The organism is Microvirga sp. GCM10011540 (assembly GCF_042650665.1).
GTDB classification, from domain to species: Bacteria; Pseudomonadota; Alphaproteobacteria; order Rhizobiales; family Beijerinckiaceae; genus Microvirga; species Microvirga lenta.
Window position 1 is genome coordinate 1 of record NZ_JBHSBQ010000130.1, and the last position, 24,585, is coordinate 24,585.

Sequence of the window (24,585 nt, forward strand, 5' to 3'; positions counted from 1 at the left end):
CCGCCCCGGAGACGGTGCTACGGCCGGCTGCACAACCCCGGCCAACGCCGCCGGCCACCCCAGCCGTAGCGCCACGACCGATAATGCACTAATATTAACCTCGGACCACCTCGTGGGGGCCGGCCAACCGAAGCACCTCAACAATCGGATCGAACAGGATCATCGTGCAGTCAAAAGACGGGTCCGGCCGATACTCGGGTCCAGGTCAATGAACACCGCTCGCGCGATCCTGAGCGGCATGGAAATAGTGCACATGATGCGCAAAGGACAAGCGAAGTACGCCGGCAATCGGCACCCCTCACTCGCTGAGTAGTTCGAGTGGCTCGCTGCATGACTGTCGTGGGAGGCTCGCTTCTATCCTACTGTCTCAGCTCGAGAGTTGTAACAGAACCCAATTCATAACTTGACACAGAATAGGCGGGTTCCAAATACTCGCTCCCGTACCTTGCCTGGGTTTTGCCCTCCTCGTCAAAGAATCGCTCCATGCCTCTCGACCCACAGCTGCGCGATGACATCATTATCTCCGTCGAGCAGGGCTTCGACGCGCAGATCGCCTTTTCCCAGGCGCTGATCCGCTTCCCGTCGACACGAGGCGCGGAGCATACCATACAAGACTTCGTTTTTAGGGCGCTCGCCGACCGTGGCTACGCCATGGACCGTTTCGAAATGGACCGTCAGGCGATCGAAAGCCACCCGGGAGGCTCCCCGTGGTCGAGTGAGCACTCGATCGCGCCGATCGTCGTCGGCATTCATCGGCCGCGCGAGGAGAGGGGTCGCTCGCTGATACTTCAGGCCCATGTCGACGTCGTCCCGACCGGACCGGTCGACATGTGGTCCCATGCTCCCTTCGATCCAGTGATTGAGGGCGATTGGCTCTACGGCCGTGGCGGCGCCGACATGAAGGTGGGGCATGCGGCCAACATATTCGCGATGGACGCTCTGCGCAGGATCGGATTTCAGCCGGCTGCGACTGTCTATATCCAATCGGTCGTGGAGGAGGAGTCAACGGGTAACGGCGCATTGATGACGCATCTGCGCGGCTATACGGCCGATGCCGCCCTTATTCCGGAGCCGGAGGACGAGAAGCTCGTGCGCGCCAATGTTGGCGTCCTTTGGTTCCAAGTCGAGGTCCGCGGCTATCCGGTCCATGTACGCGAGATGGGCGCGGGGGCCAATGCAATCGACGCGGCCTACCGGGTGATCGCTGAGCTGCGCCGTCTTGAGGCCGACTGGAACGCGCGCAAGATCGGACGACCGAATTTCGAGAACGAATCTCACCCCATCAACCTGAATATCGGTAAAATCGAAGGTGGAGACTGGGCATCGTCGGTGCCGTGCTGGTGCCGCCTCGACTGCCGGATCGCCATCTATCCGGGCACTTCGGCGGAAGAAGCCGCCCGCGAGATTCAGGAGCGGATCACGGCCTTTGCCCGGTCCGATGCCTACTTTGCCAATAGCCCGCCTCAGGTGACCTTTAACGGCTTTCACACAGAAGGCTACGAACTCGATCCCGGCTCGGACGCCGAGGCCGTTCTGGCGTCCGCACATCGGAGCGCGACAGGCTCCCGTCTGGAGAGCTTTATGACGGCGGGTTATCTCGATGCTCGTGTCTACGCGCTCTACGACAAGATTCCGGCCCTATGCTATGGGCCGATCTCGCAGAATATCCATGGGTTCGACGAGCGTGCTAGTATATCCTCTATCAAGCGTATCACCACGGCAATGGCGCTGTTCATCGCCGAGTGGTGTGGAGTTGAGCCGGCATAGTAGGCCCGCCCTCCTTCGCTGTGCGGGCTGGGCCGCTCAGGGGGGACCGACAGCTCCCGCTGCTAGTTGCACTCCGGGCCTTTGACGGCATCGTCAACTTAACGATTTAAGACAGGTCTACCCCTTTAGGAGCGTCGGATCAGGCACTCGCGATTCCGGCCACCTCGGCCCAAACTCGGAAGGCCTGAGCTCGGGACGTGCGATGAGGCGAGAAGAACGCAATCCCTTTCATGTGGGCCCGCTATTTAGGTCTCATCATCTCCGGGATGATTAATCTCGCCTCACTGGGGCTTGCCTACAATCCCGACCTCAAGATGGGGAACGACTTTGCCGGAGGCGTGGCCGTGGAGGCCCGGACCGAAGCTCCCGCGGACATCTCACTCCTGCGTGAGAGGCTCGGTGGTCTCGGGTTGGGGCCGGTTTAGGTCCTACAGTTCGGCGGGCCACAGGATGTGCTGCTGCGCTTTCAGCAGCAGCATGGCGGTCTCCAGGCACAGAGCCAGGCTGTCGAACGGGTGAAAGATATCCTCAGCGAAGCCTCGCCCGGAGCCGAGGTACGGCGCAGAGTTGCTCCAGAAAGGCCTCTTGGCGCTCGGTCTCGCGGCGGAGAGCGATGTTCGGCTACCTCGCTCTCCGCTTTATCGCGAGTTACCAGGGGGTTTACAAACACGTGGGAGCATAGATGGTCACTGCTCGGGGTGGTGTTAGCGATCTGTTAACGATCCCGCGGCGACCATACTCATGTTGATCGGGCTCAGGGATCAGCGCTCATCTCCAAAGCAGACGTGGCACGGATGCACTGCCTCGGGCTTGCTTCGGGGATCTGGGTACGCCAACACAGTAAGTGTCGCTTAACCACAATCACACGCGAACCTGATCCAATCCTGGCATGCGGCGTTCTTCGTCTGCTCAGGTAGGAGGATTCCCGATGACCATTCTCGATCCGATCACCGGCAACCTGGTCGAGATCAACACTTCGATCTCACCACGCCGCTGAATGCTCTGGACCACGCGGAGGTAGTGATGAAACGGTCCTCCCGCCGACGCGCCAAGCGCTGGCTTGTTCAAGAGTTGACACGCGGCCTGGATCGGAGCCGCGAGCCCCTCTTCGATCGAACGCACTCCCTTGGGGCAAGCCGGGTGCATCATACGGGCGTGTGTGGTCCTGGTCCGGGGCATGACTGTCCCCTGCCCTCAACCCCGTGAGTTGTCATCCGGGATCGCACATCCGATCCTTTGGGCTCTTTTAAACGGACAGGGGCTGTAACCCAGAGAACTCTTGCGGGAAAAGCGCGGATGGAGGAGCAGGTCGACGACGATGCTCCTCGCCGGAATTCAAGCTCCGAATTAGGCGCCGCTCCTTACCGGACGAGCAGACAGCCGGTAAGGAGCGGCCGAGCGATTGAACTGATCGCAGGTCGCATCGCGACGCAGAGCGCTACAGCGCGGCTTAGATGGCTTCCTTGAGTTCCTTGGCGGGCCGGAAGGCGATCTTCTTTGAGGCCTTGATCTTGATCGGCTCGCCGGTCTGGGGATTGCGGCCTGTACGAGCGGCCCGCTTGCGGACCTGCAGAATACCAAGCCCGGCCAGGCGGATCTTCTCGCCCTTCTTCAGGCTCTTGGTAATCATCTCCACCATCTGGGTCAGCATCTCATTGGCCTGACGCTTCGGCAGCTCATGTGCCTCGGACAGACGCTCGGCAATGTTGCGCAAAGTCAGGATCGGGCTTGCTGCCGCGGCAGAGGCCTTGGCGGACTTTGCTGCGGCCTTGGGCGCAGCCTTTGTGGCGGACTTGGCTGAAGCCGCTTTCACAGGCTTCTTGGCGACCGCAGCAGCCTTAGACGCCGCAGATTTAGTCGTCGCAGCCTTGCGAGCCGAGGCTGTCTTGGTGGTGGTCTTAGTCGCCGACTTCGCCATCTGGAAAATCCCTCAATCGCCACGGGCTCATCGGACAGTAGCATCTGCATAGGATTTCAGCTGTGGATTTCGGATCCGGCAGCCGCCGTTTCCACAGCATTCGGAGGCGGATATAGTCACGGGACGATAATGGTCCTGGACGCATCAGCCGGTCGTCGCGTTGAGGAAGTCCTCGATCGACAGTTGCGCCGAGCCTCGTGTCTGCTGCTTCGGCTGGCTCGGGACCTTACCCGGAGCGGCGACAGCCCTGGGCTGGCTTGCTGAGCCATTTCCGGTTTGACCCTTATCATGCACGCTTTAGCCCGATCCCGCGAGTTAATTTCTTCAGAGGCCAGGGCGTCCTGAAGCCACTTGCCGCGCTTGAGCACCTCGTTGCCCCCGCCCCCCAGCTAACATTCGATCTCCTGCTGGGTCATGTCTGTGGTCTGGTTGAGCTCTGTGATCCGCAGGGCCAGCTCGGGTGTCATCTTCTTGCCGGTGATGCGCCGTGCGGGCCGGATTGTTCGCGTGGCGCGATCCGTTCCCTAAGCTTTTCCAGGATCCCAGAGCCATGTTCATGCCCTGCTCGCGCAGGAAGTCTTCGAAATCCTTCAAGGTCGTCAATCGAGCGTCATCCGAGGAAGTCGGCCTCGCCATTCTGAGCGCAGAGCCAGATGCTATACGGATTCAACACCATCTGAATCGGGCGGAAGTCTGCATCCGGCTCAGTAATCCCAAGGTTTCTGATCTGAAAAGGCGGGCCTGGAGCAAATCAACCTGTCGGTAGCAATATCCTAAGGCACCGCAGTCGTGGTGAATCATAAAAAGGCGGCAGTAGCGGCCGTCCTTGCCACGCGGGACAATGGAAGCAGGCCGCCTGATCATGAGCCGCGGCCGCTTCTATATCTATGCAAACTTCCGCCCCTCTTCGCGGTGAGCGGGAACGCGCCTGAAAGCAACGTCCCCGGAAGCAATAGGTGCTCCCGGGGCCAGGTGTGAGGAAAAGATGGGGCCGGCGGGCTGCCCCAGCTGCTAGAGGTTGAGACGACGCTCGTTTGCGTGTGCCAGTCCGGTTGTGGTGCCAACGTCAGTCCTCGTCCGTCTCACCCATTCCGATGAGGATCTCACGTTTGCCGGCATGGTTGGCCGGGCCGACCACACCCTCCTTCTCCATCCGCTCCATGATGGAGGCTGCGCGGTTATAGCCGATCTGCAGCCGGCGCTGGATGTATGAGGTCGAGGCCTTCTGGTGGCGGAGCACGATCGAAACCGCCTGGTCGTAGAGATCACCCGAGCCAAGACCCATCTCTCCGTCGTCGAACACGGGGGTTTCCTCAGTATCATCCTCTCCATCTTCGTCAGCTGTAACGGCTTCAAGGTAGACCGGTTTTGCCTGACGCTTGAGATGCATCACCACCCGCTCGACCTCACCATCAGAGCAGAACGGCCCGTGCACACGCTCGATGCGCCCTCCCCCAACCATGTGGAGCATGTCGCCCTGTCCTAGGAGCTGCTCGGCGCCCATCTCGCCAAGGATCGTGCGCGAGTCGATTTTTGAGGTGACCTGGAAGGAGATTCGTGTCGGGAAGTTGGCCTTGATCGTGCCGGTGATCACGTCGACGCTTGGGCGCTGCGTCGCCAGGATCACGTGAATGCCGGCGGCACGGGCCATCTGGGCCAGACGCTGGATCGCACCTTCAATCTCCTTGCCGGCCACCATCATTAGATCCGCCATCTCATCAACGATCACCACGATGTAGGGCAGTGGCGTCAGGTCCATGGCCTCGTCGGTGTAGATGGGCTGCCCGGTTTCCTTGTCAAAGCCAACCTGGACGGAGCGGGTGATCACTTCAGCCTTCTCGCGGGCTTCGACGACACGGGCGTTGAAGCCATCGATGTTGCGCACGCCCAGCTTGGCCATCTTCTTGTAGCGGTCCTCCATTTCCCGAACCGCCCAACGCAGAGCAGTGATCGCCTTCTTCGGGTCGGTAACGACCGGCGTCAGCAGGTGCGGGATGCCGTCATAGACCGAGAGTTCCAGCATCTTCGGGTCCACCATGATCAGGCGACACTCCTCCGGGGTGAACCGGTAGAGCAACGACAGGATCATGGTGTTGATGGCGACCGACTTGCCGGAGCCGGTGGTGCCGGCCATGAGCAGATGCGGCATGCGGGCGAGGTCCGCGATCACCGGCGCGCCCCCGATGGTCTTGCCGAGGCAGAGCGGCAGCTTCTGCTTCGAGGTCTCGAACTCCCCGCAGGAGAGCAGTTCGCGCAGGTAGACCGTTTCGCGGACGTCGTTCGGCAGCTCGATCCCGATGGCGTTGCGGCCGGAAATCACCGCCACGCGGGCAGACACGGCGCTCATCGAGCGGGCGATGTCTTCGCTCAGAGCGATCACGCGGGAGGACTTGACGCCGGGAGCGGGCTCGAACTCGTAGAGCGTCACTACCGGGCCGGGGTGAACATGGATCACCTCGCCCTTCACGCCGAAGTCGCGGATCACCTTCTCAAGCTGGCCGGCCGTCTCCTCCAGAATGTCCTCAGTCAATTCCGGTCCTTCGCGTGCCGGCGGCTCCGCCAGGAACGCGATTTCGGGCTTCAGGTACGACCAGGCTTGCGAAGCCGCAGGGGCGGCGGGGTATCCCCACGTCGAGGGAGCGAGCTTGGGGAGGTCGACGACTCTTGTGTTTATGGGAAGCGGGACGTCCAAGCGAGCAATCGCACTCCGTTCGGCTGTCTCGCCCCCAGTCGTGGGCGCATGCTCCACTAGACCAGGTGCCCATGCTGCGGTGGCGATAGACTGCTTCGAGGCCTCGGCTGTGTGGCCCGCCCGAGACGGCCCCACCGTACCGCCCTGGCAAGCAGCTGGCAGGAACTCCTCATAGAGTGCGACATAGCTGAGATCGACATCGTCACGAGTGTCCTGCTCCTCAGACCGAAGGAGAACAGGCGCCGCGGTAGTTTCAGCCGCCTCATCGGTGTTGTCCTCAGCCACTCCGGACATCGTCGTAGGCGGCTCACCGGCATCTCTGACCATTTCAGAGGCCATGGCGGCCGGCTGGACGTCCTCACCCTCATCTTGCTCAGTGAACTCCCTAGCTGCATGCTCGATCTCATCTTCCGCTCCGGAGAGCGCCGGGACGGAGGTCAGGGGGGTCGATAAGGTTACACATGCAGTCAGGTGACTCATCGGCGACCAGGCGAAGGTAACGATCGAAGCTTTCACCGTGAATCCTTGGGAGGCATCCTCGTCATCATTACCCTCACCGATGATCGTTGGATGCTCATCCTGATCGGCAAGGGCTATATCCGTCGGGCGGAAGCCCTGTGGGCTGTCCTCCGCGGTGATCGTGGTTCCCCGGCCAGACAGGGCGGCTTCCTTCAGGGCAAGAGCCGTGAGTCGCTCATCGATATCCGGGGTGGCAGAAGCGAACTTCAACCGCAACTCCGCGATCTGCCTCCTGGCAGCAGTCTCAACGGCCTCTACGGACGAGGCTGTCTCGTGTATTGTAACGTCAGTAGGATTATTCTCGGGGGATCGAATCGGCAGCTGGAGGGCCACACCAGTAGAAGGCTTGTCGTCATGCCTGTCGTGCGGGCGCATGATCCGGTTCGGTGTTCGTGTGGTCCGGGTGCCGTCATCCAGGACAAACGCCTTGCGCCAGGTCGGCTCGCTGTCGTCCTGGTCCGAGGTGGGTCCTGCCTCGGTTCTAGGATGCCGCAAGGGAACGATGTTGGTCCTGCGCGGGGTAGGATAATCCTCGTCGGTGCCGGGGAGCGGGGGCGGGCAAAACGGCGGCCTTTGTGTCGATGACATGATCTCAAACAAGCTGAATCAAAGGTGTGGGCTTATGCTCCGCACTGTGGGTGCCCCTGGTAAACACCCGGTTAGGAGCGCCCTCAAAGGCATAGTCCTTCACGTCCGCCAACCAGGGCATTCGCCGGCGTTCGGCGGCCAGGGCGTCGCGAGCCCGCGAGTGGGCCTTCTCCTTGACGTGCAGCTTCTCCCATGGGGCCTTCCACTCCTCGGCCGTCACGACCGCCGGAGTCTTCATGCCGCGCAATTCGCTTCGTTGGACATCTTCGGATGATGTGGTCACGATTCTTGATCCTCCAGATTAGGGTGAGTTCGATTCGGTATGTCGTGTGACTGTTAGCTACCGCGCGTGTTGCAGGCTCAATCTCGGCCGTTGTCCGCTCCCAAATCGTCGGTATGCCCCGCCTCCAGGCGGGGCCATTGCGAGATTGGTCGGCCGTCTCGCCGAAACGGATGGTTGGTTTCGCCCCAGTGCTGCGGCCAACCGTCGGGCGAGTCCTCAAAATCCTCCTGCCGACCATAGATGGTGAGGTCGAGCAGTCGGTAACTATTGTCCATCGCCTCTACGCCGCGGCGGGTCGTCCAGTAGGTCTCGAAAACTTCCGATCCCTGCCTCAGATAGCAGATCAGATACATCATCCGCAGCCGGCGCCCGGAGAGGAGCGTCTCAAGCGATGCTTCCGGTACCGAGTACCAGGGCATCTTCCAGCCCATGAAGTCGCGGTATTTGGCGCTCTCCTCATACGATCCCTGGCAGAAGGTGGCGTAGGTGACGTCGCGGGAGTGAATATGGGAGAGCTCGCGCACCTGCGCCGTGAAGAAGGTGCACCCCTCGCATTGCTCGGCCGCCGGCCGGCCATCAAACCACATGTAGTAGTAGGCGATGAGCATTCGGCGTCCTTCGAATGCGTCCAACAACGTGGCTGACCCGCTCTCGCCGATGAGCGAGGTGGCGCCATCGACCTTCACCATCGGGAGTCGCCGGCGCGCAGCCGCGATTGCATCACCCTCCCTGGTGTGCGCCTTCTCGCGAACGCGCAACGCATCCACATCAGCTTGGAACGTCGCTCGATCGACGATCTCAGGTGCTGGTAAAACTACCCTGTCGCGAGCCATGATGGTCTCCTGTTGTTTGGAAACGGCACTCGAGATTATGTCTCGACACCGCCATTTACTCGGCGAGGGCCAATGCCGAAGTGGCCGTCTGTGAATCCGCTCCGGGGGCCTGTTGAGTTGCAACCAGCATGGCCGCCAGAACGGCACAGGTCGCGGTCACGTAGAGCGGAGCGCTTGTTCCAATCACGTCTACAGCGATGCCGCCAGTGATCGCGCCCAGAGCGACGCCGAGCTGAATAACGGCAAGAAAAAGGCCACCCACACCCTCGAGCTGGTCGGGCGCGGCGCGCCCCATCCACGTCTGTGTCATTACTGGTCCGGCGCCTATGGCGACGCCCCAAGCAGCAGCAAAGACGAAGATCGCAACGTAGACGTTGCTGAACGCCAATAAGCCTACCGTGGCAATCGCCAGAATCAGGAATGTGGCGCCAAATCCTTCGCGTAGCGCACGGTCTGCGAACACACCGGCGACTGCGCTCCCGAGCGAACTGGCGAGACCGAGCACCAATAGGACAGGAGCGATGGACGTCGCACCGAGCCCGCCATTGGTTTCAAGATAGAGCCGCATGAAGGTGAAGCCGCTTACTTCGCCTCCGAAGAACAGCAATCCGACCACCAATCCCACCCGTACAGGTCGCCGTTTCAGCAAGCCGAACAGGGTCGAAAGACTCGTTGCGCTTGTCGCCGGCACACGCGGCAAGCAGACAGCTTGCAAAAGCAATGCGATCAGGCCGCAGGTGGCAGCAGCCATGAACGCTGTGCGCCAGCCGAATGCTTCTCCGATCAGGGTGGCAAGCGCTGGAGCGATAACGAGTCCCGCCGATAGTCCCATGAAGACGATCGACATTCCCTTTCCCATGTCCTCCATCGTGACGAGTCGGACAACAGTAGCCCCGGCCAAGGCGAAGAAGCCGCCAATGGCGATACCCAGGAGCATACGAGCGGCCAGCAGCACGAAGTAATCTGATGTGAATGCGACAGCGATGTTGGAAGCAACCACCAGGGCACAGAGGGCGAGATTGATCAGCTTGCGATCCAGGCACCCGACGATGAGCGCGACCGTAGGCGCTGCGATCCCGGCAAACAACGCTGTAAGGGTCACTGCCTGACCGGCGCCGCCTTCGGTAATGCCAAGATCTGTGGCCATAGGTGTGAGAACTGCCATCGGCAGCAGTTGGCTGCTGATCAGTGCAAAGCTGCCGAAGGTGAGCGAGACGACGGACAGCCAGGTCGAGATCGGCCAAGAGCTTCTTTTTGAAACGGTTGCGGACATCATATCCTCCTAATCTTGGTATCGCAGCGAGTCGCCCCGCGCGGCTAGTCTGATTGCGGGTACTCGTCATGAAGACGAACCCAACTCATGATGCCGCCGGTCTCGTTGCGACCTCTGGGCGTAAGGTCAAGCCAATTGAAGGCGCCCATCAGCAGTTCGGTGCCGCGATGGTAGGTCGAGTAGGTGTGGAAGATGTCGCCGTCGGCTTGGACGAAGACGCTGACGCCGAACATGTCCGAAGATTTCTGGATTCTGATCTTGTCGTAGTTGTAGAGCGCGCGGCCGGCGGCACGATCTACCTCGGTGAAGGACACGCCGAAGTCGTAGTTGAAGTCTCCGTCTCCGGAAGAGACCCAGGGAAACGTCCAGCCCATCGGGCTTTCACCTGCTCGATCCGCGCGATCGGCGCGCGGGATATCGCAGCGAAGGCCAGGTCCGCCTGTTCGAAATGCTGCCGCGCCGCGTCGACGTGGTCCATCGTATAGGAGCAGCCTCGGCAGATATGATCCGAGCCCGGCGTAAGCATGAAGTGATAGATGGTGAGCTGGCTGCGATCGCGGAACAGGTCGAGCAAGGTGCACTTGCCGTCTGAACCATCGAAGACATAACCCTTCTCAATCCTCATCCAAGGCAGTTGCCGGCGCTCGACACGCAAGGCGTCGAGCGCACGAGTCATCTCAAGCTCCTTGGCCAGAAGTGCTTTGCGCGCGGTGAGCCAGCCTTCGCGTGAAACGATGATCGGATGCATGGTCAGTCTCCTCGACCTTCAGGTGTTGGTTGCGTGGGTTGTCGCGAGTGGGCGGGCGCGAGCTTCAGCCATGGCGGCAGGTGGAGAAAGCTCATTAGCAGATACATGAAAGCCATGCCGCCGATGGGTAGAATGCCGGAGCCCGATGCGCACACCATGCTTTGCATGTCATTCTCCGAGACCCAGGCCATCAACGCGAAGCATGGCGAAGCTGCCAGACCGAGCCAGCTCGCGGCATCGCGAGACTGCTGGGTATCGGGAGAGCGTTCTCTTGCTATTATGGATGTCATCATCTTCGAACTTCCAGTTGAGCCTTGCCTTTGATTCTCGGGCGAAAACCTGGGAAGATGTACGGCTGAAGGGCTGGAGAACGTGAGTAACAAGTGTGACGGGAAACACATGGACCCTCTGATTGCCGCTGCGGCGCGAGCGCTCGCGGCGGGCGATACGCTTTCAGCGCTCAAGCACATCGCCTTGCGCGACGACGCTCTGGCGCTTGCCTTGCGTGGCATCGCCATGGCGCAGTTCGGCGACCTCGCTCGCGCAAAGGAAATGCTAGGAAACGCAGCGCGCGCTTTCGGCGATAAGGAGCCTATAGCCCGCGCCCGATGCAGCCTCGCCGAGGCCGAGATCGCGCTGGTGTCACGCGATCTTGGCCGGTCCATGGAGCGACTTGGCGCCGCCAGAGCGACACTGGAGGCGTTTGGAGACCTCGCGAACGCCGCGCATGCCGGTTACCTCGAAGCACGGGGCTTGCTGCTGATTGGTCGTCTCGACGAGGCGGAGCGGGTTCTGGGCGGCCTTGATGTGGATGCATTACCGGCGACATCGCGGGTGGGCTACGATTTGGTGGCCGCGGGTATTGCAATACGCCGCATACGCGCGAGTTCTGCGCAGGATGCGCTAGACCGCGCCAGGATCGCCGCCTTCGGCGTCGGAAACGCTGCATTAATGGTCGAAGTTGATCGAGCCATGCGGGCGTTTGAAGCGCCCGCAGCGCGGCTGGTCGCGCGCGATGGAGAACGGCTGCTTCGGCTCGAAGAAGTCGAACTTCTGTTTGCCTCGCACGCGCTCATCATCGATGCGTGCCGGAATGTAGTACGCGCCAATAGGGCCATCGCTTCTCTGGACAGTCGTCCCGTCCTGTTCGCGATCATGCGTGTGCTCGGTGAGGCCTGGCCGGAGGACGCCTCGCGGGAGGAGCTTCTCGTCCGGGCCTTTCGCGCGCGGGAAGCAGATGAGTCGCATCGCGCTCGACTGCGGGTCGAGATCGGGCGCCTGCGCGAAGCGATCAGATCCTGGGCGGAGATACACGCCACCGAACGAGGGTTCGTATTGGAAGCGCATGAAATCGATCAGGTCGCAGTGCTTGCGCCGCCCGTTGAAGACGAACATGGCGAAGTACTGGCGCTTCTTGCAGATGGAGAGGCTTGGTCCAGTTCCGCGCTGGCGCTGGCGCTCAATGTCAGTCCGCGCACGGTGCAGCGAACCCTGGACATCCTTGCGGAGAACGGCAAGGCGGAGTGGTTCGGCCAAGGTCGCGCACGTCGTTGGATCGCAACGAGTGTGCCGGGTTTCCCGACGAGCTTGTTACTCCCTGCCGTCGGCGTTGTGGGCTAGGATGAGAGTATGAAACACACAGTCGCCGAGATCATCCGTGAATATGGTCCCTTTCCCGGAGTGGATAACGTCCATGGGGTCAGCTTTGACGGCCGCCGGGTTTGGATGGCGACTGGTACCACGTTGGACGCTTTCGACCCGGACAGCGGCGAAGTGCTGACCTCGCTGAATGTTGCTGCCGATGCGGGTACGGCGTTCGACGGCGAGTACCTATTCCAGATCGCGGAGGCGGTGATCCGGAAGATTGATCCAAGGACCGGCGAGGTGCTCGCCACGATCCCGGCGCCCGGGGATGGCGGCGATTCCGGCCTTGCCTGGTCGGAGGGCTCGCTCTGGGTCGGGCAACATAGCGGACGAAAGATCCATCAGATCGATCCCGAGACGGGAACTGTTCTACGCACGATAGAAAGCGACCGCTTCGTGACGGGCGTCACCTGGGTTGATGGCGAGCTCTGGCATGGCACCTGGGAGAACGACGAAAGCGATGTCCGTCGCATCGATCCCTCGACCGGTGAAGTGCTGGAGCGACTGGATTTGCCGCAGGGGATCGGGGTTTCGGGCCTCGAATGCGACGGTGGCGATCGCTTTTTCTGTGGGGGTGGAGACAGTCCCATCGTGCGCTCGATCCGCAGACCGAGGCGAACTGAATCAGCCACTTGAGGCAACCAAAAGCCGGTGGATGTCGCCAGCATCTTCCCGCCGGCTGCCACTAATGGAATTCGTAGTAAAAGTCTCAAAGCCCTCGTGATCCGGTGGGGCATAGCGCCGCGACCGTTCTGCGAGATCCAAAGCTTGCCGTAAAGGTTTGTGCAGCACCAATTATCGACCTAAGATCGCGTTCACTGAACATCGTTGATCCCTATGCATCATCGATGATGTTGTGAACTGCTGCGAACGCCAAGCTCGGAATGCTCCCTCTGGGCACTCTTATTCACAGCCTTTTAAGTTGCCTCGTTGGTCGCTCCGCGATGACGACCCCTGCCAACACAGGGAAGGCGCCGATCGCCCCTGGCGGGTACTCTTGATGATGGCCAACCGATCGAGATTGCTTCATCCGGGATGGCGATCCTGTCGTGAGCAAGACGACCAGCAAGCCGTGTGGACTGTCTGTTCCCCTGAACGGGACTTATGAATGATCGGAGACTGACGCCCTACTGGCGGAAACCCTGTTATAGAGGCCTCAGTCGGGGCCATAATTGAGGGTTTTCTATTCGCCGTGCCTCCTGAAGCTCTCGGGAAGCGAACCCTTTATGAATGAACGCTGCCGTCAGGCTACAGCCTGTTTAACGCTCAATACTAATCGGGCTGTTGCCTGCTAGCTTGTGCGTGCCTGATAAGAGCCGTTAGCCCAGCCTCCGTAATGCGATGGTCGCCGTGGCTAGAGCCACAAGGCCGCGGTGCTCCAACTGCCTCAAAGTTGCCATCCGGATCGCACGACCTGTGCCGTCAATGCGCCACGGAAGAGCGGACGTCGCGCCTGCCAAGTCCTCCTTCGCCTCCCAAGTGCCGGCCGGTGCCAGGAGCTCTACCGCTTCCCGCTGGTGAATATTGAGACGGTTTACGCTCAGACACTTCCTCATACAATTCGCCGCGTTCGCTAGCGCCCCCCGCTGCGCCAGCACCAAGCAATCTGCGACTTGGCTCCTTGGCTCTGTGCAACATCCGTTACGTCCTCGACTCGGCCAGCTCTTAGAGCCTCAAGTGGGGAACTCCCGTCCAGCGCATCATCGGGTACCAATAGCCTCTCCAGCCGCATCCAGTCGGCTTGCATCGGTATAGCGGCCAAGACATCGGAAAGACCCGGAACCATTCCCTCCGGCGCGAACTGGCAGGCTAGGCATTCATATTCCGCCCCTTGATCTCACGACGATGATCTCTCCCTCCTTGTGCCGTTCCTCGATCAACGGCTCTGAAATTTCGAGGAGCAAGGCGGCCGCTTGAGGTGTACTCCACCAGCCATCTCGATCAACTCAGCCTTACTAATTTAGACTAAGGCGACACCTTGTAGTTTGGAACGACAAATCAGGGGTAGGAAACATGGTGCTCAAGCGGATGGACAACGTAGGAATCGTCGTTGAAGAGCTCGGAGGGGCGATTGATTTCTTTCGCGAACTCGGCCTCGAGCTCGAAGGGCGGGCCGTGATCGAAGGAGAATGGGCCGGACGGGTCACCGGACTCGGCAACCAGCATGTCGAGATTGCCATGATGCGTACTCCGGACGGCCACAGCCGGCTCGAGCTCTCCCGCTTCCTCACGCCGCCTGTCGTTGCAGATCACCGGAACGCCCCAGTCAACTCCCTAGGATACCTCCGCGTCATGTTCACCGTGGACGACATTGACGAGACGCTTGAAAGGCTCCGTGCGCGGGGCGCGCAGCTCGTAGGCGAAGTAGTCAAATATAATGACGCGTATCAGCTCTGCTACATCCGTGGGCCGGAAGGGCTTCTCATCGGTCTCGCCCAAGAACTCAGCTAGGCTGGAGTTTGACCGTTTCAGGCAGGGAAGCATGCAGCCTCTGCGAGGCGGTTGAGCAGTGCCACTGATCCTCAGCGCCCTCAAAAATGGCCAAACTCCAGCTTATAGGTTATACCATGAGGCTGCTGCCTATCCTCCTCACCATATTGCTGACTTGCGCAGCCGACGCCGTCCATGCGCAGAACATTGATGACCACCTTCGGACCTGCGAAGGCGGTAACGATTTCTGCGAAAGCAGCCAGCAGCAGTTCAAGAAATGGTTCTCGAACGCCTACAAGAAGGATTGCCAGGGGCAGAGAAACGTATCCTTCTGCCTGACAGATTGTTACAAAAGGTCGGTTCAGGTGAACCGCCCGCTCGGCTGCGCCTGGCGTCTCGTCATCCTGGCCTCTGGTAGCCCGAAGGTGGATTCCACAGACACTGGGTTCTTCGATAGCCGTTGTCGGAAGCTCTCAGGCTCCGAAGCGCTTCAGATGAAGAGCCAAGCGGATGCTTTATTTCGGGAGATCTATAAGCGTCCGCTTCCTGACGTGCTTTAACAGGCGTAGACTGCGCCTTCTTCCTCCCTATCCCTTCCAAAGCCCCGGGCGCTTCGCGTTCCGGGCTTTTTCCTTGAGGGAGATTCTCTCCCCCTTCTTTTGAGTCGATATCCTTGGTGAGCGAAACTTTTTTCGCACCATCCTCATGCGCCATAAGACCTTCAGGAACGCCGTTTTGAACGGGACGCACTTCGACCAGAGGCGTCAGATAGATCGTCGTCCTCCCCCGGCGGTCAGGGCTGGACCGCACCAGGAAGCCTGCCTGCTCGAGTTGGCGGTAGTGGTTCTGGATAGTTCGTGAGCTAACGCCGAGGTCGTCCGCCAGCCATGAGGTGCAGGTGGTGAGCTGCTTTTTCCGGCCGCAGCGGGATATCAGGTAGACTAGCGTTGTCAGCGCTCCGGTGCTCAGGCCTGGATGGACGAGCACATCGATGCTGAAGCGACGCACATACCGGCTGAAGGAGCAGCGCCGCCGTGATAGCCGCATTCGCCGGGTTACAGGTCGCCGCCTTGGGTAGGTATCCCGCGGTGCCCGATCAGGAGTGCCAAGCCATACTGCTTCAAAGGCCTCAGCCTCTCCTCTAGTCCAACTCCCGGAAGCAATGCCAGCTTCAAGAATGACCTGGAGCGAAGCTCCTTGTGCCGCGGCAACTGCCTTCAGCAGAAGTGGATTGAGCCCGGTCATAGGTATTGCCGCCCTAGTGAATCGGATCCTCCACCTACACAAAGACACATGCCACGAATATTATCAGAGCATAATTGTCCTGTGATCAGCATAATACTCATATCCCGGCATCCTTTTGCCAAACAAATCCGGACGCCTACAATTGTATTTTGGTCCTGATCGTCAAATATTTAGGATCGAAGCTCTAGGTCTTCGCCGCGCCTGCTCTAGGACTCTCACCCGTTACCTCTAGGAGTTCAGTGCGGCAGGTGAAGGTTTTTGCCGCGGAGCTTCGATGTGCGCGGAATACCTCCAGTGAATCGGCTATTGGCCTAGAGGCAAAGCCCGCGCAGCATCTAGGTATTCCGCGCGGATCTCATAGGTGGAGCCCCTTCCGCCTTCAGGATCCATCTTCGCCCGAGGATTTGCCTCTCTTGGAGGATTTCCCCGCATTTCCCGCAGACGAGGTAAACCGCGCGGATCCTTATGGAGGTTTTCCGCGCGCTTCCGGCCCCACCCATGAGCCAGAAGGTGGTTGCTGTTCCACAGATTCGGCTAGATTCTCGATGCGCGTCGAAAACCTTGAATCAGCTCCGCCACCAGCCTGTCCTACTCTTACGTGCTGACCGGCTGGATATCGGAGATCCGCGTGGAATACCTCCATCACCCGCGCCGAAAACCTTGAAGAAATGCGCCCTTGACCACGTAAGAGCGGCGAAAAGCGAGCCTCCCGCTGTCTTTGTGCTTTGACTCTAAGGGGCGATTCAATCAGCGTTGCCGCAGAATGGAGAGAGATTCATGGCCTCCAACATTATGGTCGCCCCGGTCAGCACCGGCATCCCTACCCAAGTTCTCCAATTCGAGAACCATGATCCGCAGCGTACGAACACGATTGATCTTTGGGATGTGGCGCCTCGCGGTGTGTTCTACACCAATGCGACCGACCGAGAGGCCGGGAAGTACCTCAAGATCGTGGAGCGCGAGTTCGAGCATTGCGGCAAGTCCTACCGTCTGACGATCAAGCCCGCCCGTCTGAGGCGGTCAGGACAGGAGACTGAAGAGTATCCAGGTGAAAGGGAGCAACTGGTTGAGGAGGTCGTTCGCCGCCTTGCCCAAGAATCCGGTCGTCTAAGACTGGACGGAAGAGATCTTTGGATGACCTTCTCAATCAATGAGATCTGCGAGGAGCTCGCCCGGACTGGACACCGCTACTCGTGGAGTGAGGTCAAGGAAGCTCTTCAAATTCTCCACCTCTCCCCTGTAGAGATCACCCGCGTCGACGCCGATCCAAAGTCAGAAACGGGCTCTATCGTCAATATTATCAGCGCATCAGCCTTTCCGCAGCTTGCTTTCCGAGAGCGGGGCCGGGAGTTCAGCGAAACGTCGGTCCAGTTCAATGCGCTGCTCACCAGTGCAATCAAGCACCTTGAGTTCATGCAGCTGGACTACGACACCATCATGAGCCTGAAAGGGCCCGTACCTCGGTGGCTCTACAAACGTCTTAGCCACAACGTTTTCTACGGTGATCACGAGTCCCACGTCCAAGTCTTGACGGCCTCGCAGCTATATCAAGGTTGCGGTCTGCCTCCCCGCTCACGCAAACGAGATGAACTCAGAAAAATCACTGGGGCAATCGACGCTCTCAAATCGGCAGGCGTGATCTTAGGATATGAGCTTGAGGACGTTCACGACGGCGTCGACCGTAGACGCAAGGAAGACATCATCTATACGGTCCACCTATCTAAGAATTTCATCGAAGACGTCACGGTTGCCAAAAAGCGACACCAGCTGATCAAGTCGGATTACATTCAGATCGAGGGGACGGAGCCTAAGGACTTCATGCCTGGATCGGTACAGAAACGCGATCAGCTCCGTCGGAAGCGGGCAACCCGGAAAGCTACAGATCAACCTGAGCTCCAGTTCTAAGCTGTCCTATTCGCTAACAATCCCTGCGAAGCCCTGCATCAACCGCAGGGCTTCTTTTTTGCGCGATGGAATCTCCCGAAGTGAGGACCCGTTGGGTTCAAACCCCGAAAGGATGAGTTCATGGGCGCCCAGGATAGCTACTTCGAGTTCTGCACAGCTGAGGTTGTCAGCGACCCGCAGGATGGCACGTCTGAAGCCATCAACGTGCTGACCGTCAGCTTCACCCAGCACACCTACACCGTCAGAACCGGAAAACCCTACAAGACGGTTCAGGCCAAGGGCTCGGAAGGTTTGATCCATCTCGGAAGCGCCTTCCCGGACGGCACATTCGGTACAGATCCCATACATCCTCGCGTCAAGCTCGGGATCTTCTACACCCAGTCCAGAATCGACGTCGCTGCTCCTCCCCACGGGCGAGAAACCCCTTGACCTGCCACTGAAGCTTCATCCAGTAGCGTACAGAGCCTCGGCCGGTGATGAACCGATCCCGAAGTTTGGACCACCTGCGGTTAGAGTTTTCCCTGCTTGATCAGGGTGACGGGCTGGCTGCGTCACCCGATTTCGTCAGCACAATCGGGGGCTTGTTCTCGATGGCACCATGTGGCCTTTCCTCGTTGTAGTATCGACGCCAATCCTCCAGCTCTTCACGGGCATCTGCAAGGGACAGGAACCAGTGCTGATTCAGGCACTCCGCTCGAAACCGGCCGTTGAACGCCTCGATGAAGGCGTTGTCGGTCGGCTTGCCGGGGCGGGAAAAGTCAAGCGTTACGCCCTTCTGATAGGCCCACAACTCAAGATCCCGCGACACGAACTCCGATCCCTGATCGACCCGGATGGTCTTGGGATAGCCGATCTGCCCGCACACCTGCTCCAGGGTGGCAACCACGTCCTCGCCCCGATAGCTGAAGCGCAGGTCCAGCGCCGGCACGTAGCGCGAGAAGGTGTCGAGCACCGTCAGCACCCGGATCTTCTTGCCCGTCGCCAGCTGGTCATGCACCAAGTCCATCGCCCAGACCTCATTCGGCCTCACGGCCGCCTGGCGATCATCCCGCAGTTTGGCTTTCACCCGCCGCTTGGGCGTCTTGTTGCGCAGCTGCATGCCCAGCTCCCGGTAGATGCGATAGGTGCGCTTGATGTTCGTGCCCCAGCCCTCACGCTCCAGCAGAACGTGAACGCGGCGGTAGCCATAGTGCACCCGCGTCTGGCCGATATCGCGATGCGCTCCTTGAGACTGGCCTGCTCGGTACGGCGGGACCTATAATGGTGGGTGGAGCGGTCAAACCGGAGAGCCGCGCAGGCCCTGCGGATCGACACCGCCCATTCCCGGCACATCCCGGCCACGAGCTCGCGCTGACGAGCAGGCCTTAGAGCTTTCGCTTGATGATGCCCTGCAGCATCTCCCGGTCGAGCGTCAGATCCGCGACGATCTTCTTGAGACGGGCGTTCTCGTCCTCGAGCTGCTTCAGGCGCTCTATCTCGGATGGCAGCAGCCCATCGTACTTATTCTTCCAGTTGAAGTAAGTCGCCTGGCTGATCCCAGCCCTGCAGCAAATCTCCGCCATAGGCGTTCCATCCGCGCCCTGCTTGAGGATGAACGCCTTCTGGGCGTCCGAAAACCGTGAGGCCTTCATCGTGTTCCGCACCTTTCCCAGCCAGGAACAATACCGCGGAAAACTCTAACCCAAACTGGTCCAGTTCTGGGGGATCAGATCACGGCCTGCTGCCTCGCACAATCCCAGCCAACTCGCCCGTGCCTTACGTGAACTCGGGCACCTCGAGCGCACCCTGTTCATGATCGAGTGGTATTCTGATCCTGTACTCCGGCTGCGTTGCCGGGCGGGTATCGACAAGGGCGAGGCAGCTCAAAAGCTGAAACGGGCCGTGATCTTCCATGACCGTGGCGAGATCCGTGACCGCTCGTTCGAGAGCCAAGCCCTCCGGGCGTCCTGGCTGAACCTGGTCATGAGCGCCATTGTTCACTGGAACACGGTGTATCTCGGGCGCGCCGTGAATCACCTCCGTCGGCAGGGGCGCATCATTCCGCCTGAGGTGCTCAAGCACGTGTCACCGTTAAACTGGGAGCATATCAATCTCACTGGCGCCTATGCATGGGGCGAGAAGCCCTCGCTCGTCGATGGCTTCCGACCCTTGCTGCTGCCGCAGCCTTTGGCTCGAGCCGCAAGATCCGACTCGGCGAAGATGGAGGTTCTTTCCTCGTTCTAGCTTAGCGTGTGTTTGGGAGCAGTTCTTGTTCCCACTCCAGGACGGGAAGCTCGTACGTTGCCGGTTCCAGCGGTTCCGGATCTGCGTGTACCAAATCTCTACACCTGCATTTTGCGTGCGCCTCGAAATGGTAAGTGGGGCAGATTGGGGGCCGAAGATTTCTCTGGTTGGCCATGTGCTCAGGCACACCGGATAGTCGTTGTATGTTTGATATCGTCTGTCTCAGTTGATCTCTGACTGCGGTCGTGATGGAGGGACTGATGCCAAGCCAGGCAAACACCCCTGTAAACCAATTCTCGCCTGAAGGTCGGACGAGTGACGTGAACCGAGGCTCCTCCGACAGTCCCACCTTCGTGGATGATGCTCAGAAAGTTGACGTTCAGACGGCAGGCATCGGCGATCAGTCCCGCCTCGTTGCCGCGATCGTTCTGTCCTTCAGCGTTGACCCTGCCGCTCGCTGGACCTATCCCGCCCCCGAGAACTACCTTCAGCACTTCCCTGATCTTGTCCGGATCTTTGGCCACAGGGCTTTTGAATGCGGCACAGCCCATTTCATCGGCGATGCCCAAGCCGCCGCGTTGTGGCTGCCGCCGGGCGTGCAGCCTGACGAAATGGCTCTGATGGCCCACTTTCAACGCACCGTCCCGCAGCAGGACCAGGATACTCTGTTCGCGGTGTTCGAGCAGATGGGGCAGTACCATCCCAATGAGCCGTACTGGTACCTGCCGTTGATCGGGGTTGATCCGGCGCAACAGGGAAAGGGATACGGCTCGGCCCTATTGAAGCATGCTCTTAGGCGATGTGACGAGGATGGAACACCAGCCTACTTGGAATCCTCAAACCCTAAGAACATCCCACTCTACCAGCGGCATGGTTTTGAGGTTCTGGGGCGGATCTGGGCTCGAATTCGCCCTTTCTCGCCTCTGATCGCGCTTGGTTCGATGCACACGCGTCGCATCAAGCCGCTCCCCAGCCGGATTCGTCATAAGTGTAGATCACAGGACAATGGTTGAACTGCACCAGATAGCGCGCATGCGCCAGGGCTTGAGCAAAGGTGCAGGGGCTGGACTTGTTGCGGGAGATCACCGGGTCGTCCTCAAACGGCCGTAGGCTGATCGGCGTCCGCGGATAAGCGGCTGCCAGGGCGCCGCGCCCGCCCCGATCTCTGGCTTCGCTCCAGCACCGCCGGCCGGCGGCCAGGATCGCCCGCTGCACCCGAAACACCAGGCTGCGCGGCTCCCCTCCTGATTGTCACCACTGCCATGAAGTGCTCGTCCGGGATCAGCGCCAGCAGGGCTCGCACGGAAGCCTCCGAAAAAGCTGATCGAGATCACGCCCGCACGCCACTGATGGATCAAAGATTGATCAAATGCAGCAACCTTGCACATCGGGACCACTTATTTCCTGCTGCGCCCCCAGCACGACCGGAAAGGCAGTCTCCTATGACTGCTCGGTCTCGGACAAGTGGTGTCTCATCGCCGCGATGACCCAATGATACTCCTCGCCCCGTGGCAGCGGACCACTCTCGCCCCTTACGATCGCCATGAGTTCATAATAGCGGATCGTCCGAGCCTGGTGCTTGCGGTACTGGTCCAGGTGCCACTGCAGGAAGGCCTCGTTTGGAGCGCGCCGCATGGCCCGGGCGGAACCCTCAAGCCATTCCTGGGCGATCCTGCGTCCTGTGTCGGATGTTGGATCCTGCCCCTGATCAATAGCCTCTCGGACCCTGCTCATGGTCGCAGACGATGCCTGCTCATAGACCTGCGGGTCGAATTCCGGATTCCAGATCCGCTCGAAACTGGACCGCATCTCGGCAATATAATCCTTGTCCGTTACCATCGACATGATCTCGTTCCAGGCGTCGATCTGCTCTGGTGTCGGGTCTGCAGGCAACTCCGGCATGGTCTGCTCGATCATCCGGCGTTTCCAAGCCGGATCCATCTCAACGCCACTGGTCACTTGGTCGTACATGCGCTCCACAGCGTCCCGCAGCTGGGTCTGGGAATAAACTGTCATGGCCCACAATCTCCGTAGGTCTGTTTCCGTAGGGTCAGGGATCTTGAGCGTCGTCTGCAGAACCGCTGCGATGCGCTGCTTGGCGGCGATCTCCGCCTCCAGGGCCTCCAGCCGGAGTTGCAGAACATCCGCCAAGGAGAGCTTGCGCTTGAGGATCTTGCCGATCGTCTCGAGACCGACGCCGACCTCCCGGAGGGCCCCGATCAGGTCGAGTCGGGCCAAGTCTTCATCCGAGTAGACCCGATAGCCACTCTCCGTCCGAGCCTTCGGCGGAAGTAGGCCTTCATCCGAGTAGAAGCGGATCCGACGCACGGACAGGCCGCTTAGGCGGGCAATCTCGCCAATGGTGTAGGTTCTGTTGCTCATGCGAGCCTTATACGGGCTCCAGTTGGTGGAGGGTCAAGCGGTCCATCCGTCCCGACAGATCCGCATCCCCCTCCCCGCCAACCCCGTACCCATGCTATGCCCGGATCATGCTTGACCATTTTCTTGACAAGTGGAACCTGACGCCCACCGGAGATCCCATTTTCACGCACACCAGTCAGCTTCTGCCGGTCCTGTCCCAAGGGCAACCTGCGATGTTGAAGATCACGGACGACCCCGACGAGAAACATGGCCACCTGCTCATGCGATGGTGGGCTGGAAATGGAGCCGCCCAAGTGCTGGCTTACGACGAGGGCGCCGTCCTACTCGAGCGGGCAACAGGACCACGCTCCCTGGTCACCTTGGCCAACGAGGGTCTCGACGCGGAGGCGACCCGGATCATCTGTGACGTGGCCCGCCAGCTTCACGCCATGCGGGGAGCCCCTCCCCCCAGCCTCATCCCGCTGGCCACCTGGTTCGAACCCCTTGCCCCGACCGCCCAGGCGCAGGGCGGCATCCTCGTCCACAGCGCGGCCGCCGCGGCCGAGGTGCTGGCCTCAGAGCGGGAGATCGTGCCCCTGCATGGCGACCTGCACCACGAGAACATCCTGGATTTCGAGGACCGAGGCTGGCTCGCTATCGATCCCAAGCGGGTCATCGGGGAACGGACCTTTGAATACACGATCCTCTTCTGCGACCCGGATCTAGGCTTGCCCCATCTGACCATCGCCCGGCGTTCGGAGACCTTCGCACAGCGGCTCAATGTCGTCAGCGAGGCGGCGGATCTGGAGACACGCCGCCTGCTACGCTGGATTCTGGCCTGGGCCGGACTGTCGGCGGCTTGGCAGATCAATGACAACCTCGACCCCGGAATTGAACTGCGGGTCGCAGAAATGGCATGGGCAGCTTTGAATACCTGACGCGCAACACAGATCACCACGCTTCACCCATGTCATCGGCCTCCATCAACTCGCCGCTAATCCGACGAAGGGCGTCATCGAGGGGCGAACTCCCTCTCCCGGCCCCCTTGGGCTGACGCCCCTCCCCTGCACAGGAGAAGGCAGCATGTCGTCCATCACCTCAGACATGGCCCGACAGTACAGCGATAGCCAAAAGCTCGCCGCGCAGGCGCGGATCAATTTGAAGTACACGGTCGCCGAGATCGGCTGGTTCCCTTGGGTCGCGAGGCAGTTGCCACTCCACCCGAGCGACCGTGTCCTCGACATCGGCTGCGGTCCGGGCTGGTTCTGGGCCGCAACGCGAATGGCTTGCCGGAAGAGCTTGACCTCATCCTTGCGGATACCGGTTGTGTCACAAACCCGGAGAGAAGACGTAAATAAGACAATTGCTCGATAGCGCACTCACGTGGCGAGGAGGTCAAGCTGCTCTGCTAGTGAAGGTCGCGGGGTGCAGGCGTACTTCGACTTTCCTTTGCGCATCATGTGGATCATCTCGATCCCACCCAAGATCACGCGGGCGCTGTCCATGGACTTGAAGCAGAGCATCGGACGCACGCGGCGTTTGATGGCGTGGTGATCCTGCTCGATGCGGTTATTGAGGTATTGACTCTGCCGCATCCGGATCGGCGTCAACTCGCGCAGAGATAGATTCTGCAGCCGGTTCTCGGCATCACACGACAGGATGGCTTCGCGATTAGTCTGGCTGCCGTCGACGACGATCCTTTCAGGTCGGCCATGCCGCTTGAGCGCCTTGCGCAGGAACCATTTGGCGGCAGTCAGATTGCGTCACTCGCTGAACCAGAATTTGACCGTGTCGCCGGTGCTGTCGACCGCCCGGTAAAGGTACATCCATCGTCCGCGGGCCTTGATGTAAGTTTCGTCGATGCGCCATCTGGCGGTGACGGGGCGCTTGAGTGAGTTGAAACGCTTCAGAAGTTCGGGCGCGTAACGGACTACCCATCTGTGAACGGTCGCATGATCGACGGAGATGCCGCGCTCAGCTATCATTTCCTCCAGGTTCCGAAGGCTCAGATTGTATGCCAAATACCAGCGCACGTAGAGCAGGATCACGGATCGATCAAAGTGCCTGCCCTTGAACACACCACCCTCCATCGCTGAACTCAAGGAGTAGCAGCTGAAACTCTGAAACAAATAGTTTGCGACGGACCCGACATGTCG

At 60.1% G+C, this 24,585-nt stretch carries 15 protein-coding genes and 7 pseudogenes; 12 read left to right on the top strand and 10 right to left on the bottom strand.

All coding sequences use genetic code 11. From position 1 onward, the window contains the following. Positions 1-130: 130 nt before the first annotated feature. Together ACFOYU_RS19100 and ACFOYU_RS19105 are read left to right on the top strand one after the other, a co-directional pair. Positions 131-313: pseudogene (locus tag ACFOYU_RS19100) on the top strand (DDE-type integrase/transposase/recombinase); the annotation flags it as partial. A gap of 170 nt (positions 314-483) precedes the next feature. Continuing rightward, positions 484-1,767 (top strand): ArgE/DapE family deacylase, encoded by a 1,284-nt coding sequence (locus ACFOYU_RS19105; RefSeq protein WP_377034827.1) that lies wholly within the window; start codon positions 484-486, stop codon positions 1,765-1,767. Between the two features lie 1,450 nt (positions 1,768-3,217). Here ACFOYU_RS19105 and ACFOYU_RS19110 read toward each other — a convergent pair. The 6 genes and pseudogenes from ACFOYU_RS19110 to ACFOYU_RS19135 all read right to left on the bottom strand — a co-directional run bounded on the left by ACFOYU_RS19110 (position 3,218) and on the right by ACFOYU_RS19135 (position 10,621). Then, positions 3,218-3,685, bottom strand: a complete 468-nt coding sequence (locus ACFOYU_RS19110; protein WP_377034828.1) for an HU family DNA-binding protein — start codon at positions 3,683-3,685, stop codon at positions 3,218-3,220. A gap of 1,066 nt (positions 3,686-4,751) precedes the next feature. After that, the gene (locus ACFOYU_RS19115) at positions 4,752-7,496 is read right to left on the bottom strand and encodes a DNA translocase FtsK (protein WP_377034829.1); all 2,745 of its coding nucleotides are present in this window, start codon (positions 7,494-7,496) and stop codon (positions 4,752-4,754) included. Further along, the gene (locus ACFOYU_RS19120) at positions 7,489-7,767 is read right to left on the bottom strand and encodes a DUF899 family protein (protein ID WP_377034830.1); all 279 of its coding nucleotides are present in this window, start codon (positions 7,765-7,767) and stop codon (positions 7,489-7,491) included. The genes ACFOYU_RS19115 and ACFOYU_RS19120 overlap by 8 nt, the downstream gene beginning before the upstream one ends. Before the next feature lie 77 nt (positions 7,768-7,844). Next, positions 7,845-8,600, bottom strand: a complete 756-nt coding sequence (locus ACFOYU_RS19125; protein WP_377034831.1) for a DUF899 family protein — start codon at positions 8,598-8,600, stop codon at positions 7,845-7,847. A 55-nt stretch (positions 8,601-8,655) separates the two neighbouring features. Next, positions 8,656-9,876, bottom strand: coding sequence for an MFS transporter (locus ACFOYU_RS19130; RefSeq protein ID WP_377034832.1), 1,221 nt, complete (start codon positions 9,874-9,876; stop codon positions 8,656-8,658). Between the two features lie 41 nt (positions 9,877-9,917). Next, positions 9,918-10,621 (bottom strand): annotated as a pseudogene (locus ACFOYU_RS19135) (DUF899 domain-containing protein). A 399-nt stretch (positions 10,622-11,020) separates the two neighbouring features. Here ACFOYU_RS19135 and ACFOYU_RS19140 point away from each other — a divergent pair. The 4 genes from ACFOYU_RS19140 to ACFOYU_RS19155 all read left to right on the top strand — a co-directional run bounded on the left by ACFOYU_RS19140 (position 11,021) and on the right by ACFOYU_RS19155 (position 15,255). Beyond that, positions 11,021-12,241, top strand: a complete 1,221-nt coding sequence (locus tag ACFOYU_RS19140; protein WP_377034833.1) for a helix-turn-helix domain-containing protein — start codon at positions 11,021-11,023, stop codon at positions 12,239-12,241. 9 nt (positions 12,242-12,250) lie between these two features. Further along, positions 12,251-12,901, top strand: a complete 651-nt coding sequence (locus ACFOYU_RS19145; RefSeq protein WP_377034834.1) for a DUF5074 domain-containing protein — start codon at positions 12,251-12,253, stop codon at positions 12,899-12,901. 1,377 nt (positions 12,902-14,278) lie between these two features. Continuing rightward, complete coding sequence (locus ACFOYU_RS19150) at positions 14,279-14,716, top strand: VOC family protein (protein WP_377034835.1); 438 nt, start codon at positions 14,279-14,281, stop codon at positions 14,714-14,716. A 116-nt stretch (positions 14,717-14,832) separates the two neighbouring features. Next, positions 14,833-15,255, top strand: a complete 423-nt coding sequence (locus tag ACFOYU_RS19155) for a hypothetical protein (protein WP_377034854.1) — start codon at positions 14,833-14,835, stop codon at positions 15,253-15,255. Positions 15,256-15,517: 262 nt separating this feature from the next. Here the strand turns inward: ACFOYU_RS19155 and ACFOYU_RS19160 are convergent. Then, positions 15,518-15,940, bottom strand: a pseudogene (locus tag ACFOYU_RS19160) (hypothetical protein); the annotation flags it as partial. Between the two features lie 777 nt (positions 15,941-16,717). Between ACFOYU_RS19160 and ACFOYU_RS19165 the strand changes: the two are divergent. Continuing rightward, positions 16,718-17,845: a hypothetical protein gene (locus ACFOYU_RS19165; RefSeq protein ID WP_377034836.1), complete on the top strand. Its 1,128-nt coding sequence runs from the start codon at positions 16,718-16,720 to the stop codon at positions 17,843-17,845. Positions 17,846-17,965: 120 nt separating this feature from the next. Then, entirely contained in the window at positions 17,966-18,274 is a 309-nt protein-coding gene (locus tag ACFOYU_RS19170) for a hypothetical protein (RefSeq protein ID WP_377034837.1), read from the top strand. Between the two features lie 100 nt (positions 18,275-18,374). On the opposite strand, the pseudogene ACFOYU_RS19175 reads toward ACFOYU_RS19170, so the two are convergent. Further along, positions 18,375-19,476, bottom strand: a pseudogene (locus ACFOYU_RS19175) (IS3 family transposase). 88 nt (positions 19,477-19,564) lie between these two features. Between ACFOYU_RS19175 and ACFOYU_RS19180 the strand changes: the two are divergent. Both ACFOYU_RS19180 and ACFOYU_RS19185 read left to right on the top strand, forming a co-directional pair. Next, positions 19,565-20,068: pseudogene (locus tag ACFOYU_RS19180) on the top strand (Tn3 family transposase); the annotation flags it as partial. 260 nt (positions 20,069-20,328) lie between these two features. Continuing rightward, positions 20,329-21,081 (top strand): GNAT family N-acetyltransferase, encoded by a 753-nt coding sequence (locus tag ACFOYU_RS19185; protein WP_377034838.1) that lies wholly within the window; start codon positions 20,329-20,331, stop codon positions 21,079-21,081. 427 nt (positions 21,082-21,508) lie between these two features. Here ACFOYU_RS19185 and ACFOYU_RS19190 read toward each other — a convergent pair whose 3' ends face one another. Continuing rightward, the gene (locus ACFOYU_RS19190) at positions 21,509-22,450 is read right to left on the bottom strand and encodes a MerR family transcriptional regulator (protein WP_377034839.1); all 942 of its coding nucleotides are present in this window, start codon (positions 22,448-22,450) and stop codon (positions 21,509-21,511) included. Between the two features lie 107 nt (positions 22,451-22,557). On the opposite strand from ACFOYU_RS19190, the gene ACFOYU_RS19195 reads away from it, so the two are divergent. Then, entirely contained in the window at positions 22,558-23,367 is an 810-nt protein-coding gene (locus ACFOYU_RS19195; protein WP_377034840.1) for an aminoglycoside phosphotransferase family protein, read from the top strand. 145 nt (positions 23,368-23,512) lie between these two features. Continuing rightward, a pseudogene (locus ACFOYU_RS19200) lies at positions 23,513-23,748 on the top strand (SAM-dependent methyltransferase); the annotation flags it as partial. Positions 23,749-23,808: 60 nt separating this feature from the next. Here ACFOYU_RS19200 and ACFOYU_RS19205 read toward each other — a convergent pair. Beyond that, a pseudogene (locus ACFOYU_RS19205) lies at positions 23,809-24,507 on the bottom strand (IS6 family transposase). Positions 24,508-24,585 lie beyond the last annotated feature (78 nt).

Bases quoted from the DNA above. Each gene is read 5' to 3' on its own strand.
- ACFOYU_RS19105 (WP_377034827.1), top strand. From the start codon at position 484: ATGCCTCTCGACCCACAGCTGCGCGATGACATCATTATCTCCGTCGAG.
- ACFOYU_RS19110 (WP_377034828.1), bottom strand. From the start codon at position 3,685: ATGGCGAAGTCGGCGACTAAGACCACCACCAAGACAGCCTCGGCTCGC.
- ACFOYU_RS19125 (WP_377034831.1), bottom strand. From the start codon at position 8,600: ATGGCTCGCGACAGGGTAGTTTTACCAGCACCTGAGATCGTCGATCGA.
- ACFOYU_RS19130 (WP_377034832.1), bottom strand. From the start codon at position 9,876: ATGATGTCCGCAACCGTTTCAAAAAGAAGCTCTTGGCCGATCTCGACC.
- ACFOYU_RS19140 (WP_377034833.1), top strand. From the start codon at position 11,021: ATGGACCCTCTGATTGCCGCTGCGGCGCGAGCGCTCGCGGCGGGCGAT.
- ACFOYU_RS19145 (WP_377034834.1), top strand. From the start codon at position 12,251: ATGAAACACACAGTCGCCGAGATCATCCGTGAATATGGTCCCTTTCCC.
- ACFOYU_RS19150 (WP_377034835.1), top strand. From the start codon at position 14,279: ATGGTGCTCAAGCGGATGGACAACGTAGGAATCGTCGTTGAAGAGCTC.
- ACFOYU_RS19155 (WP_377034854.1), top strand. From the start codon at position 14,833: ATGAGGCTGCTGCCTATCCTCCTCACCATATTGCTGACTTGCGCAGCC.
- ACFOYU_RS19165 (WP_377034836.1), top strand. From the start codon at position 16,718: ATGGCCTCCAACATTATGGTCGCCCCGGTCAGCACCGGCATCCCTACC.
- ACFOYU_RS19170 (WP_377034837.1), top strand. From the start codon at position 17,966: ATGGGCGCCCAGGATAGCTACTTCGAGTTCTGCACAGCTGAGGTTGTC.
- ACFOYU_RS19185 (WP_377034838.1), top strand. From the start codon at position 20,329: ATGCCAAGCCAGGCAAACACCCCTGTAAACCAATTCTCGCCTGAAGGT.
- ACFOYU_RS19190 (WP_377034839.1), bottom strand. From the start codon at position 22,450: ATGAGCAACAGAACCTACACCATTGGCGAGATTGCCCGCCTAAGCGGC.
- ACFOYU_RS19195 (WP_377034840.1), top strand. From the start codon at position 22,558: ATGCTTGACCATTTTCTTGACAAGTGGAACCTGACGCCCACCGGAGAT.